The 958-nt window shown below is 61.6% G+C and carries 1 protein-coding gene; it reads left to right on the top strand.

Annotation, left to right across the window (positions count from 1 at the left end; genetic code table 11):
- Positions 1–958, top strand: a 958-nt coding sequence (gene purF, locus ACIPLA_RS26010) for an amidophosphoribosyltransferase (RefSeq protein WP_401177102.1), incomplete at both ends; no start/stop codon positions are given.

Below are 958 nucleotides of genomic sequence, written 5' to 3'. Positions count from 1 at the left end.
AATCAGGCGCTGTATGACGCGCTAACCGTCCTCCAGCACCGCGGCCAGGACGCTGCCGGTATCGTGACCAGCCATGATGGCCGGTTATTCCTGCGCAAGGACAATGGGCTGGTGCGTGACGTGTTCCATCAACGTCACATGCAGCGCCTGGTCGGCCACATGGGCATTGGCCATGTGCGTTACCCGACCGCGGGCAGCTCGACTTCGGCCGAGGCCCAACCGTTTTACGTCAACTCGCCGTACGGCATTACCCTGGCGCATAACGGTAACCTGACCAACGTTGAACAACTGGCCAAGGAGATTTACGAATCTGACCTGCGCCACGTCAACACCAATTCCGATTCGGAAGTGCTGCTCAACGTGTTCGCACACGAGCTGGCCCAGCGCGGCAAGTTGCAGCCGACCGAAGAAGACGTGTTCGCTGCTGTCACCGACGTGCACAACCGTTGCGTCGGTGGTTACGCGGTCGTGGCGATGGTGACCGGTTACGGCATCGTCGGTTTCCGCGATCCGCACGGCATCCGCCCGATCGTTTTCGGTCAGCGTCACACCGACGAAGGCGTCGAGTACATGATCGCCTCCGAAAGCGTTTCGCTGGACGTACTTGGTTTCACCCTGATTCGCGACCTGGCACCGGGCGAAGCGGTCTACATCACTGAAGACGGCAAGCTGCACACCCGTCAGTGCGCGACCAACCCGTCGCTGACTCCGTGCATTTTCGAGCACGTCTATCTGGCGCGTCCGGACTCGATCATCGACGGCGTCTCGGTCTACAAGGCCCGCCTGCGCATGGGCGAGAAGCTTGCCGAGAAGATCCTGCGCGAGCGTCCGGATCACGACATTGACGTGGTCATCCCGATTCCGGACACCAGCCGCACCGCGGCCCTGGAGCTGGCGAACCACCTGGGCGTCAAGTTCCGCGAAGGCTTCGTGAAGAACCGCTACATCGGCCGGACCT

Source organism: Pseudomonas sp. NPDC086112 (assembly GCF_044746425.1).
GTDB lineage: Bacteria > Pseudomonadota > Gammaproteobacteria > Pseudomonadales > Pseudomonadaceae > Aquipseudomonas.
Note: the sequence above shows the minus strand (reverse complement) of the source record. Positions and strands in the feature narration are given on the sequence as shown.